17 protein-coding genes are annotated in these 12688 nt (G+C 73.3%); 6 read left to right on the plus strand and 11 right to left on the minus strand.

Going from position 1 to position 12688, the window contains the following annotated elements; translation table 11 throughout:
* The first annotated feature begins 9 nt into the window (after positions 1 to 9).
* Positions 10 to 399: a VOC family protein gene (locus CLT75_RS18230; RefSeq protein ID WP_135241704.1), complete on the plus strand. Its 390-nt coding sequence runs from the start codon at positions 10 to 12 to the stop codon at positions 397 to 399.
* A 6-nt stretch (positions 400 to 405) separates the two neighbouring features.
* Here the strand turns inward: CLT75_RS18230 and CLT75_RS18235 are convergent, their stop codons facing one another.
* The 7 genes from CLT75_RS18235 to CLT75_RS18265 form a co-directional block, all read right to left on the minus strand.
* Positions 406 to 2469, minus strand: coding sequence for a glycogen debranching N-terminal domain-containing protein (locus tag CLT75_RS18235; protein ID WP_135241705.1), 2064 nt, complete (start codon positions 2467 to 2469; stop codon positions 406 to 408).
* Entirely contained in the window at positions 2469 to 2840 is a 372-nt protein-coding gene (locus CLT75_RS18240; RefSeq protein WP_135241706.1) for an SCP2 sterol-binding domain-containing protein, read from the minus strand. Before CLT75_RS18240 ends, CLT75_RS18235 begins: the two co-directional genes overlap by 1 nt.
* A gap of 153 nt (positions 2841 to 2993) precedes the next feature.
* A complete protein-coding gene (locus tag CLT75_RS18245) occupies positions 2994 to 3410 on the minus strand; it encodes a CBS domain-containing protein (RefSeq protein WP_135241707.1) in 417 nt (138 codons plus the stop codon).
* A 65-nt stretch (positions 3411 to 3475) separates the two neighbouring features.
* Complete coding sequence (locus CLT75_RS18250) at positions 3476 to 4153, minus strand: TMEM175 family protein (RefSeq protein WP_135241708.1); 678 nt, start codon at positions 4151 to 4153, stop codon at positions 3476 to 3478.
* 106 nt (positions 4154 to 4259) lie between these two features.
* On the minus strand, positions 4260 to 5282 hold the full coding sequence (locus CLT75_RS18255; RefSeq protein ID WP_135241709.1) for an aspartate-semialdehyde dehydrogenase: 1023 nt from the start codon (positions 5280 to 5282) through the stop codon (positions 4260 to 4262).
* A 97-nt stretch (positions 5283 to 5379) separates the two neighbouring features.
* A complete protein-coding gene (locus CLT75_RS18260) occupies positions 5380 to 6723 on the minus strand; it encodes a M16 family metallopeptidase (protein WP_135241710.1) in 1344 nt (447 codons plus the stop codon).
* Positions 6723 to 8012 (minus strand): M16 family metallopeptidase, encoded by a 1290-nt coding sequence (locus CLT75_RS18265; RefSeq protein ID WP_135241711.1) that lies wholly within the window; start codon positions 8010 to 8012, stop codon positions 6723 to 6725. Before CLT75_RS18265 ends, CLT75_RS18260 begins: the two co-directional genes overlap by 1 nt.
* 85 nt (positions 8013 to 8097) lie before the next feature.
* Here CLT75_RS18265 and CLT75_RS18270 point away from each other — a divergent pair, with 85 nt between their 5' ends.
* Complete coding sequence (locus CLT75_RS18270) at positions 8098 to 8811, plus strand: phosphodiesterase (protein WP_135241712.1); 714 nt, start codon at positions 8098 to 8100, stop codon at positions 8809 to 8811.
* On the opposite strand, the gene CLT75_RS18275 is transcribed toward CLT75_RS18270, so the two are convergent.
* Positions 8786 to 9007, minus strand: coding sequence for a hypothetical protein (locus tag CLT75_RS18275; RefSeq protein ID WP_013288141.1), 222 nt, complete (start codon positions 9005 to 9007; stop codon positions 8786 to 8788). The genes CLT75_RS18270 and CLT75_RS18275 overlap by 26 nt on opposite strands.
* 253 nt (positions 9008 to 9260) lie before the next feature.
* Between CLT75_RS18275 and CLT75_RS18280 the strand changes: the two genes are divergently transcribed.
* From CLT75_RS18280 to CLT75_RS18290, 3 genes are read left to right on the plus strand one after another with little or no spacing between them, the layout of a single operon-like run.
* The gene (locus CLT75_RS18280; RefSeq protein ID WP_135241713.1) at positions 9261 to 10358 is read left to right on the plus strand and encodes a 3-deoxy-7-phosphoheptulonate synthase; all 1098 of its coding nucleotides are present in this window, start codon (positions 9261 to 9263) and stop codon (positions 10356 to 10358) included.
* Between the two features lie 40 nt (positions 10359 to 10398).
* Complete coding sequence (locus tag CLT75_RS18285) at positions 10399 to 10632, plus strand: hypothetical protein (protein WP_018786980.1); 234 nt, start codon at positions 10399 to 10401, stop codon at positions 10630 to 10632.
* Between the two features lie 25 nt (positions 10633 to 10657).
* Entirely contained in the window at positions 10658 to 10867 is a 210-nt protein-coding gene (locus CLT75_RS18290; protein WP_030502248.1) for a hypothetical protein, read from the plus strand.
* Positions 10868 to 10925: 58 nt separating this feature from the next.
* On the opposite strand, the gene CLT75_RS18295 is transcribed toward CLT75_RS18290, so the two are convergent.
* The 3 genes from CLT75_RS18295 to CLT75_RS18305 are packed head-to-tail and all read right to left on the minus strand — an operon-like array spanning position 10926 to position 12110.
* Entirely contained in the window at positions 10926 to 11465 is a 540-nt protein-coding gene (locus tag CLT75_RS18295; protein ID WP_013288145.1) for a DUF1360 domain-containing protein, read from the minus strand.
* A gap of 34 nt (positions 11466 to 11499) precedes the next feature.
* The gene (locus tag CLT75_RS18300; RefSeq protein ID WP_135241714.1) at positions 11500 to 11817 is read right to left on the minus strand and encodes an SRPBCC family protein; all 318 of its coding nucleotides are present in this window, start codon (positions 11815 to 11817) and stop codon (positions 11500 to 11502) included.
* A complete protein-coding gene (locus CLT75_RS18305; protein WP_135241715.1) occupies positions 11817 to 12110 on the minus strand; it encodes a DUF6158 family protein in 294 nt (97 codons plus the stop codon). The genes CLT75_RS18300 and CLT75_RS18305 overlap by 1 nt, the downstream gene beginning before the upstream one ends.
* Before the next feature lie 124 nt (positions 12111 to 12234).
* Here CLT75_RS18305 and CLT75_RS18310 point away from each other — a divergent pair, with 124 nt between their 5' ends.
* Complete coding sequence (locus CLT75_RS18310) at positions 12235 to 12666, plus strand: hypothetical protein (protein ID WP_135241716.1); 432 nt, start codon at positions 12235 to 12237, stop codon at positions 12664 to 12666.
* Positions 12667 to 12688: the final 22 nt, after the last annotated feature.

Here is a 12688-nt window from a genome sequence, read left to right on the forward strand (position 1 = left end):
GTTCGAGGCATGCCCGACCTCGCCGCGATCGTCATCCACTGCCGCGACCCCTACCTGCTCGCCCCGTTCTGGAGTGCGGTCACCGGGCTGCCGGTGGTCGAGGAGGACCGGGTGAAGCTCGCCGAGGGCACGCTCGCGCCGACGGAGGCGGTGCTGCTGCGCGACCCGCACGGACGGCGTCCGGACCTGTGGATCAGCCCGGCCGAGATGCTGCCGGAGCCCGGCCGGATCCACCTGGACCTGGTCGGCGACGCCGAGGAGCGGGCCGCGGTGCTGGAGGCCGGCGCGACGGTCGTGCGTGAGCTGCCGCGCTGGACGGTGCTGGCCGACCCGGAGGGCAACGAGTTCTGCCTGCTCCCGCCGAACGAGGCGCACAGCGCGCCCCCGCCCGGGCACTGACCGGGCTCAGTCGGCCGGTTCCTCGAGGTCGAGCCGGCCCCTGGCGAACGCGTCCACCCGGCCCCAGCGGCCCGGGATGTCCAGCACCTCGATCCGTCCCATGCCCACCGGCAGCCGCGGGTCGACAGCCAGGTGCTGCTCGTGCGGCTCCAGCCCGAGCATGGTGCGCAACAGCAGCAGCGGTGCCCCTGTGGACCAGGCCTGCGGACTGCACGCGGTCGGGTACTCCACCGGGAACTTGGTCAGCTCGCGCTGGTAGCCGCCGAACGCCTCCGGCAGCCGCCCGTCGAAGTAGGTGGCCGCGTCGAGGATCCCGTTGGCGACCGTGGCGGCCTCCTCGGCGAAGCCGTACCGGCGCAGACCCCAGGCCACGAACGAGTTGTCGAACGGCCAGATCGTGCCGTTGTGGTAGCCGATCGGGTTGTAGCGGACCTCGCCCTCGGCCAGCGTCCGCACCCCCCAGCCGGACCAGAGCCGGGGACCGACCAGATGCTCGGCGACCTTCGGCGCCCGCTCGTCGTCCACGATCCCGCTCCACAGCAGGTGGCCCATGTTGGAGCTGAGCACGTCGCACTGACGCCCGTCCGGGTCCAGCGCGAGCGCGTAGAAGCCGCGGTCGGCGACCCACCAGTCGTTGTTGAAGCGCCGCTTCAGCTCCGCCGCCTCGCGTTCCAGCTGATCGGCGTACGCGGGGTCGTCCCAGAACAGCCGGGCCATCCGGGCGGCCCGCGTCTTCGCGTCGTACGCGTACCCCTGCACCTCACAGGTGGCGCGGGGGAACGGCGGCAGCGTGCCGTCGGCGTACGAGATGGAGTCCCACGAGTCCTTCCAGCACTGATTCTCCAGGCCGGTGTCGGTGTTGCGCCGCTCGTACCAGATGTAGCCGTTGCCGAGCAGGTCGGCGTAGTCGTCGATCCACTTCAGCGCCGCCCGGCACTCCCGTTCCAGCTCCTTGACCAGCGCGCCGTCGCCGCTCCACCGCTCGTACTCGTCGAGCAGCACCACGAACAGCGGCGTCGCGTCCACCGAGCCGTAGTACGGCGAGTGCGGCTGCTCCTCGAACGCGGCGGTCTCGCCGTACCGCATCTCGTGCAGGATCCGGCCCGGGTCCTCGTCCCGGAAGTCGTCGAACCGGGTGCCCTGGAGCGCGCCGAGGATGCGCAGCGTGGTCTTCGACATCTCCGGCGCGAACGGCAGCACCTGAAGGCAGGTGAGGATGCTGTCCCGGCCGAACATGGTCATGAACCAGGGCAGGCCGGCCGCCGGTAGCGTCTGCCCGCCCAGCGACAGCGGCGAGAAGCGCAGTGCGGCGAGGTCGACCAGACTCCGCCGGTATGTGGCCGCGAGTTCCTCGTGCTCGCTGTTGAGCTTGGGCGCCCGGTTGATCCAGTCGTCCAGGTCGTGCTGGAGCGCGAGCCGCTCGCCGCCGTGCGCGCGCAGTCCCATCCGCAGGTCCCGGCCGCCGGGACCGATGGCGAACGTCTGCACGTCGATGACGGCGTCCCACTGCTCGTTGGGTTCCAGCCGGATGCTCCAGGCGAAGCCGCGCTGGTCGTAGCGGGCCGGCTGGTTGGCCGAGACGAGCGTCTCGCGCCGGAAGTTGCCGCGCCGGTAGCCCAGGCGCAGCCGGTCCGGCTCGGCCTCGGCGTACAGTTCGCCCTTCTTGTTCAGGATCTCGTCCTTGACCTGGAACAGGTCGGCGAAGTCGGACCCGGCGTCCATCCGGACCTGGAGGTCGACGGCCTTCTCGTCGTGGTTGAGGATGGTCAGCGTCTCGCGGAAGCTGCCGCCGACCGCCCGCTCCCGGATGACCGACAGCTTCGCGTCGATGTAGTGCGTGGCCATGCCGGGCACCAGGAAGAACCGGGCCTCGTAGTACTGGAGGTCGTCGTAGGACAACGCGTTGAGCCGCTCACCGTTGACGGTGAGCACCCACTTCGACAGGTAGCGCGTGTCGAGCGAGAACAGGCCGGTCGGCTCGCTCGGTGTGGCCTCGATGTCCCCGGTGTCCTCGCACACCACGAACGTGTTGCCGTCCAGGATCCGGACGGTGTTGCTGCTGCCGGGCATCAGGCACCCCTCCCGCCGAACGTGTGGTGCGGTCCCCGGGAATCCGGCGGGCCGGGGAAGACCCGCTCGACCTGCAACACGAGCCGCAGGTCGCCGACGACAGTCATGTCACCGCGCAGCAGCGCCGCGATGGCGTTCTCCTCACCGCCGACCAGCTCGGCGAACAGGCGCGGCTCGGTGCCCACCACCGCGTCCGCCTCGCCGTCCTCCTGCCGGACCCGCAGCTTGCCGTGATCGATCTCCAGCAGCCAGTGCGTGGTGTGCGGGCCCTCGTGCAGGTCGAACCGGAGCGTTCCGGACACCTTGACCAGCAGCGGCTCGAACCCCCGCCGGTCCAGGTCCTCGAAGAATCTCGTGGTCATGTCCACCATCCGGGCGACTCCTCCCGCGATCCGCGGTCTCCCTGTCCGAGGCTCCGTGTCCCCACCCGTTGCGCGGCCAACCTCGCCCGAACCGGGTGAACGCGGTGCGCACGCGCGACGCCGGCCCCCGAACCGGGAGCCGGCGTCATCGCGGCGGACAGGTCAGTTGTTGGGGTCGTCGGCGCTGATGTCCGCGAGCACCGACTGGGGTTCCCGCTCCACCGCCAGGTCACCCATCGAGATCAGGCCGATCAGCCGGCCGTCCTCGACCACCGGGAGGCGGCGGACCGCGTACGTGCGCATCAGGTCGGCGGCGGCCACCGCGTCGTCGTACTGGCTCACTGTCACCAGGTCACGGCTGGTGATCTGGTTGAGCCGGGTGGCGGTGGGGTCCATGTTCTCGGCCACGCCCCGTACCGTGATGTCCCGGTCCGTCACGATGCCGACCACGTTGTCGCCGTCGGTCACCACCACGTCGCCGATGGCGCTGTCGCGCATCTCCTGCGCCGCGGCGATGAGCGTGTCGTTGCCGTCCATCGTCACCAACCGGGTCGTCATGAACTCTCCGACCGTTGTCATGGTGCTTCCCCTCTCGGTGTCGGCAGGGCCGTCTACCCGCCGCCGCAGGCGGGGTAACGCGCGCGTCACCGCCGGGGGCGCAGGCGTCGGCGCAGGTCGTAGAAGCCGTTGCTGGACAGCCCGTAGAAGATCGGCAACAGCAGGAGCACCACGAGCGCCGCCGGCACGCTCAGCAGCACGCCCACCAGACCGGCGATCGCGTACGCGAGCACGCCGAGCAGCGCCCGGACGCGTTCGGCCTCGAAGAACCGGGCGGTGACGTGCGGCTCCAGCAGTTCCCGGTGCCGGCTCAGGTAGTGGTAGAGCCAGAGCCAGGTGATCGACAGGATCACCCCGACCAGCGCGTACGCGGACACCGCGACCCGCTCGTCGAAGACGTCGCCCTCCTCGACGGCCCGGGAGACGAGCGCGGTGACGAACGGCAGCAGTGCCACGCTGAACAGCACGCCGAGGTTCGCCCAGTGCAGTCCCCGGTCGGCGCAGCGGACCCGGTGGAACGTCCCCTTGTGGTTCAGCCAGTTGACCGCCACGTACAGGTAGGACGTGACGTAGGCGAGGTAGACCGGCCACTGGTCGAGCAGCGCGCGCAGCATCCCGCCCGGCGCCGTCTCGGGCACCCGCAGGTCGAGTATCAGCAGCGTGATGACGATGGCGAAGACCGCGTCGCTGAACCCGATCGCCCGGCCCGTGTCCGAGCGCATCCCGTCGGACGCGGCGTCCCCGGTGTCCCCTCCGGCCGTCATCGGCACCCCCGCCCTGCCGGCACGGGGCGGCCGGCGACCCGGCGGGCATACCCGCTGTGCGGGCGTCCGTGCCCTGCCGGGTGGCGGGGCACGGACGCCCAGCGGGTCAGCGCTCGGCGGCGACCAGCTCGGCGAGCTGCACGGCGTTGAGGGCCGCGCCCTTGCGCAGGTTGTCGTTGGCGCAGAACAGCGCGAGCCCGTGCTCGACGGTCTCGTCGGCGCGGATCCGGCCGACGTACGTCGGGTCCTGGCCGGCCGCCTCCAGCGGCGTGGGCACGTCGCGCAGCGCCACGCCGGGCGCGCCGTCGAGCAGCTCGCGGGCCCGGGCCGGGTCGATCGGCCGGGCGAACCGGGCGTTGATCTGCAGCGAGTGGCCGGTGAAGACCGGGACGCGCACGCACGTGCCGGAGACCTTCAGCCCGGGGATCTCCAGGATCTTGCGGCTCTCGTTGCGCAGCTTCTGCTCCTCGTCGGTCTCGAAGGAGCCGTCGTCGACGATCGAGCCGGCGAGCGGGAGCACGTTGAAGGCGATCGGGCGGGCGAACGAGCGCGGCGCCGGGAACTGGACCGCCGAACCGTCGAAGGCGAGCCCGGCGGCGTCCTCGGCCACCTTGCGGACCTGCTCGTCCAGTTCCGCCACACCGGCCAGGCCGGCGCCGGACACCGCCTGGTAGGTGGCGACGACGAGGCTGACCAGTCCGGCCTCGTCGTGCAGCGGGCGCAGCACCGGCATGGCGGCCATCGTGGTGCAGTTCGGGTTGGCCACGATGCCCTTCGGGCGGTCCGCGATCGCGTGCGGGTTCACCTCGGCCACCACCAGCGGCACCTGCGGGTCCATCCGGAACGCCGACGAGTTGTCGATCACCACGGCGCCGGCCTCGGCGACCCGGGGAGCCAGCTCCTTCGCGGTGCCCTTGCCCGCCGAGAAGAGCACGATGTCCAGGCCGCGGTAGTCCGCGGTGGCCGCGTCCTCGACGGTGACCTCGCCGTCGCGCCAGGGCAGCGTGCGCCCGGCCGACCGGGCCGAGGCGAACAGGCGCACCTGCTCCGCCGGGAACTCGCGCTCCGCCAGCACCTGCCGCATGACGCCACCGACCTGGCCGGTGGCTCCCACAATGCCGATCCTCATGCCCGCGAGGCTACCCAGCCGGGCGGTACGGGTGGGAAACGTTTCCCACCGCGCGGATGCGGGGCGACGGGAATCACAGGCCCGCCGCCCCGTCCGGTCACGTGTGGTCGACCACCTCGCCGAGACCGCTGGCGACCAGCTCGTCCCGGATGACCGCCGCGTCCCCCTCGATCACCATCGTCAGCGACTCGGGGTGCAGGTAGGTCGCCGCGGCGGCGGAGACGTCCTCGACCGTCGCCGCGAGCAGTTGCTCCCGCAGCCGCGCGTGGTAGTCGTCCGGCAGGTCGTGCACGACGAGCGTGCTCAGGGCCGCGGCGATGGCCCGCGGGCTCTGCAACTCGACCGAGAGCTGCCCGGCCCGCCAGGAGCGCGCCACCTCCAGCTCGTCCTCGGTGACGCCGGTGAGCTGGGTACGCGAGATCTCGCCCACCGACTCGACGAGCGCCGGCGCGGTCACCGCGGTCTGCACGCCGGAGCTGACCGCGAACCGGCCGAACCGCCGGGACGAGGCGAAGTCGCCGCGGATCCCGTACGTGTAGCCCCGCACCTCGCGGATCAGGTGGTTGAGCCGGGACGTGAACGCGCCGCCGAGCACGGTGCCGGCGAGCGTCATGGGCACGTGGTCCGGGTGGGCGCGGTGCGGGGACGGGTGGCCCAGCCGCAGCGTGGACTGCACCGAGCCGGGCCGGTCCACCAGGATGATCCGCCGCTGCCCGGCCAGCGGCACGTCGATCGGGCCGCCGCGTTCCACCGGGCCGCCGCCGGCCCCGGCGAACGCCGTCGCGGCGAGCGCGTCCAGGTCGATCCGCTCCAGGTCACCGGCGACGACGAGCGTGCCGGGGCGGATGAACCACTCCGAGTGGAAGACGGTGACGTCGTCCACCTCCAGCGCGGCCACGCTGTCCGGGTCGCCGTAGAGCGGGCGGCCCCACCGGTGCTGCGCGCCGAACAGCTCGGCCCGCAGCACCGCGTCGGCGCGCGGGCCGGGGTTGGCCCAGTCCATCCGCAGCGCTGTCGCCTCGTCGTCGCGGACGCGCCGCACGTCGGCCGGGTCGAGCCGGGGCGTACGGACCGCCTCGGCGAGCAGCTCCACGGCGGCGGTCAGCCGGTCCACCGGCACCTGCACGCTCACCTGGAACGAGTCCCAGTCCAGCCCGGTCGACAGCTCGGTGCCGAGCGCCTCGATGGCCAGCGCGTACGCGGTGGCGTCCCGCTGCGCGGTGCCCTCCTCCAGCGCCTTGGCCAGCACCGCGCCGAGGCCCTCCTTGCCGACCGGCTCCCGGCCCGCGCCGCCGTCGAGCAGCAGCAGCGCGACGGCGAGGTTCTGCCCGGGCAGGTGCGCGGCGACCACCTGACCGCCGGCCACCGTCCGCCGGACCACCTGCGGGAACCGGTAGGCGCGGGCGGCGCCGGGGCCGGGACGGGTGGCGATCAGCGACATCACTTCTCCTCGGGCAGGTAGGTCAGGATCACCCGGTCGGCGGCACCGAGCAGCTCGGCGGCCTGCTCGGCGATCTGCTCCGCGGTCACCGCGAGCCAGGCCGGCAGCCGGTCGGCCGCGCGGGCCGGGTCGCCGAACTGGGTGGCGTAGCGGCCGAGCGTGTCCGCCCGCCCGTCCACGGTGGACATCTGCCGCCACCACATGGTGCTCAGCAGCGCCTTGGCGCGGTCCAGCTCCGCGGCGGTCACCGGCACCGTGGCCAGCTCGTCGACCACGTCGGCGAGCCCGTCGCGCAGCCGCTCGGCGCTCACCCCGGGGCGGGCCGTGGCGGTGGCGATCAGCGGGGCGGGCGCGTGCGCCAGGTCCACCCCGTACGCGCCGACCAGGTCCGGCTGGGCGATCCGCTCACCGTCGGCGAGCCGCTGGTAGAGCCGGCTGCCCCGGCCGCTGCCGAGCACAGTGGCCAGCACCGTCGTCACGTCGTACCCCTGGGTGCCGAACGGGTGGGTGCGGTGCGCGACGTAGACGCGGGGGGCGGGCACGTCGGCGGTGACCGCCTCCACCGCCGCGCTGCCGGTGGCGGGCACCGTGCGGCCGTCCGGCGCGGCCGGGATGTCGGCCCGCGCGGCGAGGCCGCCGAAGTACTTGTCGGCGAGCGCGAACACCTCCGCCGCTTCTGTGTCGCCGACCACGGTGAGGACCGCGTTGTTCGGCGCGTAGTAGGTGCTGTGGAACTCCTGGAAGGTGGCCAGGTCGGCGGCGTTCAGGTCGGCCATCGACCCGATCGTCGCGTGGTGGTACGGGTGGCCCGGCGGGTAGAGCAGCGGCAGCAGGCGCAGCCACGCGTCGCCGTACGGCACGTTCTCGTAGCGCTGGCGGCGCTCGTTCTTCACCACGTCGCGCTGGTTGTCCAGCGTCTCCTGGGTCAGCGCCGGTACCAGCCCGCCCATCCGGTCGGCCTCCAGCCAGAGCGCCAGTTCCAGGTGCTCGGCCGGGACCGTCTCGAAGTAGTTGGTCCGGTCCGGGTTGGTGGTCGCGTTGAGCGAGCCGCCCGCGCCCTGGATCAGCTTCATGTGCTCGGTCTTCGCCACGTTCACCGAGCCCTCGAACATGAGGTGCTCGAAGAGGTGGGCGAAGCCGGTCTGTCCCGCCGGTTCGTGGCGTGAGCCCACGTCGTACCAGAGGTTGACCGCCACGGCCGGGGCGGTGCGGTCCTCGCTCACCACCACGCGCAGGCCGTTGTCCAGTCGGGTCGTCTCGATCGGCCAGGGGAAACCGCTGTCGGGCATGAGACGACGCTATCCGATCTCGGCGGCGGAAAGGTGACACGCGCGCCGGAGCATCGTCGGTGCGCGCCGGGGTACCCGTGCGTGCATGGCCGCCACCACACCCTCCGCCGTCGAGCGCGCCGCCGCCGCGCTGGCCCGGCTCCGGCACGCCCGGCTGCTGCACCCGGCCGGGCGCACGTTCGCCGGTGAGACCCGGATCTGGGGTACGCCGGGACCGCCGACCGGGGTGCCGCTGCTCGACCTGCCGGGCCGGTGGCCGGCCACGATCCGCCTGTCCAAGGGCGTGCCGACACCGGGTGCCTGGCCGGACGTGCTGGGCGTGGCGGTACGGCTGCACCGCGACCCGGAGCCGCCGGTGGACCTGCTGTGGAGTTCCAGCGGCGCCGCGCCGGTGCTGCGGAACCTGCCGCTGCCCCGGCGGCGCTTCACCGGGACGTACACGTCGATCATGCCGTTCCGGGCCGGCGGGCGGCGGCTGTTCCTGGCCGTGCTGGCCGACCCGGAGTCGCCCGACCTGGGTCGCGGCCTGGCCGAGGCGGGCGCGGCGGTCGCGGCCGACGCGCCCCGGCTGGTGCTGGCGGTCGCCTCGGCGGTGGGCCGGTGGCGGCCGTTCGGCGAGGTACGCCTCGACGACGAGCGCGGCGCCGCCGAGGACGCCGCGCTCGCGTTCGACCCGATCGGCAACGTGCCGCCGGGGTTGCGTCTGACCGGCCCGCTGGCCCGGCTGCGGGACGACAGTTACCGGGGTTCCCGCCGGGCCCGGGGCGCCGGGCTCAGTCGGGCGGCTCGACGGGGGTGACGGTCTGCTCGGAGGTGCGGTGCTCCAGCACCGTGTCGGGGGCGGCGTTCTGGTCCGCCTCGCGGATGTCGGACTCGGTGAGGATCGCGTCGGCCTGCGCCTCCGCGTCGTCGCTGCCCGCCGCCGCCTCCTCCGGCAGCAGATGCGCTCGGGACTCGATCCGTTCCTGGTCACTCGGGTCGTGGCTCGTGGTCATGCCGATCACATACCCCGCGTTCCGCACTTCGGAACGACAGCGGGCTTTCCGCCGCGCGTCGGGTACGCTGGCCGACGTGACGCGGTCGTATCGATGGTTTAGGCAGCCGGCTGGAGGAGCCGGTGACTCGACCATGAGCTGACGTCACCACCTCTTCGAGCCGGCGGGCAGGGATCGATTTCCCTGCCCTTTCGTATGCGAGCAGCCGGCTCGATCCCCCGGACCCGGCACGGGGGCACGGTCGGCGGAAGGAATCCCCACCGTGACCACGTCCCAGGACGCCCATCGGGTCATCGACCAGCGCATCGACCGTGTGGTGCCGCTGACCACCCCGGCCCTGCTGCACCACCACCTGCCGCTCGACACCCCGCTGGCCGAGGCCGTCGTGGCGGGCCGCCGTGCCGTCGGCCGGGTGCTGGACCGCGACGACGACCGGCTGCTCGTCGTCGTCGGCCCCTGCTCCGTGCACGACCCGGCCGCCGCCCTGGAGTACGCGGGCCGGCTGCGCGAGGCCGCCGCCCGGGTCGCCGACGACCTGCTCGTGGTGATGCGTGTCTACTTCGAGAAGCCGCGCTCGACGGTGGGCTGGAAGGGCCTGATCAACGACCCGGCGCTGGACGGCTCCGGTGACGTGAACACGGGTCTGCGTACCGCGCGGGCGCTCCTGCTCGACGTGCTGCGGCTGGGCCTGCCGGTGGGCTGCGAGTTCCTCGACCCGATCACCCCGCAGTACATCGCGGACACGGTGGCCTGGGGCGCGATCGGCGCGCGGACGGTGGAGAGCCAGGTGCACCGGCAGCTCGCCTCCGGGCTGTCCATGCCGATCGGCATGAAGAACCGCCCGGACGGCAGCATCGCCACCGCCGTGGACGCGATCCGGGCGGCCGGGGTGCCGCACGTGTTCCCCGGCATCGACGTCTCCGGCACCCCGGCGATCATGCACACCCGGGGCAACGCGGACGGGCACCTGGTGCTGCGCGGCGGGGGCGGCCGGCCGAACTACGACGCGGAGTCGGTGGCCGGGGCGCTGGAGCTGCTGCGGGCCGCGGGCCTGCCGGAGCGGGTGGTGGTCGACGCCAGCCACGCCAACAGCGGCAAGGACCACCGCAACCAGCCGCTGGTCGCCGCCGACGTGGCCGCCCAGCTCGCCGCCGGTCAGCGCGGGATCGCCGGCATCATGCTGGAGAGCTTCCTGGTGCCCGGCCGGCAGGACCTGGACCCGACCCGGGAGCTGGCGTACGGCCAGTCGGTCACCGACGCCTGCATCGGCTGGGACACCACGGCCGAGGTCCTGGAGCACCTGGCCCAGGCCGTCCGGGCCCGCCGGGCCACGCTTCCGGCCCGGGCCTGAGCGGGGTTGGGGCGAGTTTGACCGGTTCGGTGCCGGGTAGGTGGTCGGCGTGACCGATGACGCGCCCGTGACCGAGCAGCCCGACACGCGGCCGCTCGACGACCTGCTCGACGACATCTACCACGGCCAGGAGCGGATCACCCAGGCGGACATCTACCGCCGGGCGGTGGCCGCCGAACTCCCCGCGGAGCTGCTCACCCGGATCGCCGCGCTCCCCCAGGGCGAGTACGCGGCGGACGAGGCGGCCGATCTGCTGGGCGGAACGGTCGCCTGAGCCCCCGCCGACGAGAGGACGCGAGATGACCGACCGCAACCCCGACCACGAGCACCTGGCGGCGCTCGGCCAGCCCCCGGAGGGCGTCGACACGCTGCCGGAGCCGGACTTCGCCAACGAGCACGACCGCACCGCCGTGGACCGGGACGTCGTCACCGGCGAGGACGAGGACGAGCGGGAGCCGGAGGCGTCGCGCGGCTGGGCCGGCGAGGACCACGGCACCACCCCCACCTGACGGTGGGAGACACGAAAAAGGGGGCCGGCGCGCGCCGGCCCCCTTTCGTGTGCAGGTCTCACGCCTCGTGGCGACCGCCCTCGGCCGCCTGCTGGGCGACCGCGTACCCCATCTGGAGGAAGTCCGAGGCGGCCACCGCGGTCAGTGCGGTGGCGACCAGGCGGGTCAGCCGGGGCGCCAGCACCAGGCCGCCGGTGAGCCCGGTGGCCACCCAGACCGCCAGGCAGAACGGGCAGCTCACCAGCTCGCCGAGCGCGTGCCGGGTCGGGCTGCCCTCGTCGCGGACCTGCTCCATCACCTCGCCGCTGCCGATCGGGTGGTCGTAGCGGGTGAACGGCGCCCGCAGCGGACTGGTGATCGCGTCCTTGGACAGCAGCCGGCTGAGCTTGTGCGTGGCGATCGAGAGCAGCACCACGTCCGCCGGCGTGGGCCGCTCGGGCACCGGCCGCCCGGTCGCCCGGACCAGGCCGACGAGCGCGGCTGTCACCCCCGCGTACGTGCCCATCGCCTTCAGGTAGCCCTCCAGCGGCCGGTGCTCGTGCGGCGCGTACGCCTGGCGCAGGCGCGCCACCTTCTGCTTCAGGCCACTCCCGGTCAACCCGGCCTCCTCGTGCTCGTCGTGCGGACCGGGCTCAGCCGGCGGTCAGGTTGTCGGCCACCTCGCGGTCGAGGTTGGCCAGGATCTCGTCGGCCAGGTCGTGGTCCGGACCGGCCAGGTCCAGCCGTACCCGGGCACCGCCCGCGCCGGCCGGCTCCACGTCGATCTCGGCGGACCAGTCCGCGGCGCTCCACCGGGCCCGCATGTCGTCGGCGTCGACGACCTCCACCCGGCACGTGCCGGAGGTGCGCAGCCGCTCGGGCAGCCAGGCCGAGGAGCGGTCCGGATCAGTGGCGGTGTTGAACACCACCTCCGGCGGCGCGGACATGCCGCGTTCGGCGTGGCTGGCCATCAGGCGTCCCGCAGCCGGCTCGGGTCGACCTCCCGGCCGGGGTGCCGGGCCAGGTACTCCGTCTCCAGTTCGGCGGTGCGCCGCAGGTGGTTGGCGAGCGCCGAGTCGGTGGCGTGGCGCAGCGTGTCCAGCCGGGTGCGGTGCAGGCTCTGCATCTCCCGGACCAGGTCCTCGTCGCCCAGCTCCACCGGGTCCACCCCGAGCTGATCGCCGTCGACGGTGCGGGCGTGATCGCCGTCCCACTCCGCGACCCGCTGTTCCGGGCTCGCGTCCCGGCGTACCGATTCGGTCATCGTCGCCCCCTCGTCTCGTTCGGGTTGGCACCTGTTCGGATGCCCAGCGGGCGTGCCACCAAACCACCACCAGGACTACGACGCCGCGTCGGAGAAGCCCGGCGGCCCCGGTACTCTCGTGGGCATGCATCGGCTCTGGACACCGGCGTGGATCGTCCGCCACGTGGCCATGGTCGTGCTCGTGGCAGGTTGCCTCGGCATGGGCTGGTGGCAGGTCACCCGCGCCGCCGGGGGGAACGCGATCAGCTTCGGTTACGCGATCGAGTGGCCGGTCTTCGCCGGTTTCGTGATCTTCGTCTGGTGGCGTGAGGTCCGCCAGACGCTGCGCGCCGGTCCGGCGGGCGACGCGCAGCCGCCCGGCGATCCGGCGCCGTCGGTGACCGCCGGCGCAGCGCCGGTCGCCACCACCCCTGCGGTACGCCGGCCGGTGCGCGTCGTGCGGGCGCCTGCTGCCCCGGCCGACGGGGCGGACGACGCCGAGCTGGCCGCGTACAACAGCTACCTATCCTGGTTGAACGCCAATCCGGGCGCCCGGCCCGGCGACTATCCCGGCTGAGGCCGGTGCGGAAGGACGGACG

It is taken from the genome of Micromonospora sp. CNZ285, assembly GCF_004637285.1.

Bases quoted from the DNA above. Each gene is read 5' to 3' on its own strand.
- CLT75_RS18230 (WP_135241704.1), top strand. From the start codon at position 10: ATGCCCGACCTCGCCGCGATCGTCATCCACTGCCGCGACCCCTACCTG.
- CLT75_RS18235 (WP_135241705.1), bottom strand. From the start codon at position 2,469: ATGCCCGGCAGCAGCAACACCGTCCGGATCCTGGACGGCAACACGTTC.
- CLT75_RS18240 (WP_135241706.1), bottom strand. From the start codon at position 2,840: ATGGTGGACATGACCACGAGATTCTTCGAGGACCTGGACCGGCGGGGG.
- CLT75_RS18245 (WP_135241707.1), bottom strand. From the start codon at position 3,410: ATGACAACGGTCGGAGAGTTCATGACGACCCGGTTGGTGACGATGGAC.
- CLT75_RS18250 (WP_135241708.1), bottom strand. From the start codon at position 4,153: ATGACGGCCGGAGGGGACACCGGGGACGCCGCGTCCGACGGGATGCGC.
- CLT75_RS18255 (WP_135241709.1), bottom strand. From the start codon at position 5,282: ATGAGGATCGGCATTGTGGGAGCCACCGGCCAGGTCGGTGGCGTCATG.
- CLT75_RS18260 (WP_135241710.1), bottom strand. From the start codon at position 6,723: ATGTCGCTGATCGCCACCCGTCCCGGCCCCGGCGCCGCCCGCGCCTAC.
- CLT75_RS18265 (WP_135241711.1), bottom strand. From the start codon at position 8,012: ATGCCCGACAGCGGTTTCCCCTGGCCGATCGAGACGACCCGACTGGAC.
- CLT75_RS18270 (WP_135241712.1), top strand. From the start codon at position 8,098: ATGGCCGCCACCACACCCTCCGCCGTCGAGCGCGCCGCCGCCGCGCTG.
- CLT75_RS18275 (WP_013288141.1), bottom strand. From the start codon at position 9,007: ATGACCACGAGCCACGACCCGAGTGACCAGGAACGGATCGAGTCCCGA.
- CLT75_RS18290 (WP_030502248.1), top strand. From the start codon at position 10,658: ATGACCGACCGCAACCCCGACCACGAGCACCTGGCGGCGCTCGGCCAG.
- CLT75_RS18300 (WP_135241714.1), bottom strand. From the start codon at position 11,817: ATGGCCAGCCACGCCGAACGCGGCATGTCCGCGCCGCCGGAGGTGGTG.
- CLT75_RS18305 (WP_135241715.1), bottom strand. From the start codon at position 12,110: ATGACCGAATCGGTACGCCGGGACGCGAGCCCGGAACAGCGGGTCGCG.
- CLT75_RS18310 (WP_135241716.1), top strand. From the start codon at position 12,235: ATGCATCGGCTCTGGACACCGGCGTGGATCGTCCGCCACGTGGCCATG.